Source organism: Micromonospora arborensis (assembly GCF_003205615.1).
GTDB lineage: Bacteria > Actinomycetota > Actinomycetes > Mycobacteriales > Micromonosporaceae > Micromonospora > Micromonospora arborensis.
Window position 1 is genome coordinate 1 of sequence record NZ_PYBV01000118.1, and the last position, 550, is coordinate 550.

Annotated in this window: 1 protein-coding gene; it reads left to right on the forward strand. The window is 69.1% G+C overall.

Going from position 1 to position 550, the window contains the following annotated elements; translation table 11 throughout:
- A partial coding sequence (locus C7C45_RS33085; protein WP_208641529.1) for an RICIN domain-containing protein occupies nt 1–550 on the forward strand: 550 nt, incomplete at both ends.

The window sequence follows — 550 nt, forward strand, 5'->3', positions numbered from 1 at the left end:
CACCTACGCCCGTAACGCCACGGTGACCCGCAACATCACCGTGTTCAACGACGACCTCACCAACACGGCGGTGGGTTTCACCTGGACCGCCCGGCTCGACAGCCCGACCGGCGCGGTCGTCGCGTCCGGCAGCAGCACCCTGACCGTCCCCCTCGGCTCACGGGTCACCCAGCCGGTGTCCTTCACCGCCCCCGCCACCGGCAGCCGCGTGTACCTGCAGCTGTCGACCGCCAAGTCCGGCAGCACCGTCTTCACCGACTCGGTCGAGTACCTGAACCTCGGTGGAAGCGGCGGAACCGGGCCCACTCCCGGCACCTACCGCATCGTCAACCGCAACAGCGGCAAGCCCCTCGCCATCGCCGGTAACTCCACCGCCGACGGCGCCAAGGCGGTCCAGCAGAGCGGCACCCCCACCTGGACGATCAGCACCACCCAGGACGCCTACACCCTGCGCTACACCGCCTCCGGAAAGATGCTCGACGTCAACGCCGGCAGCACCACGCAGGGCCTGCAACTACAGCAGTGGTCGGCAAACGGCGGCACCAACCAG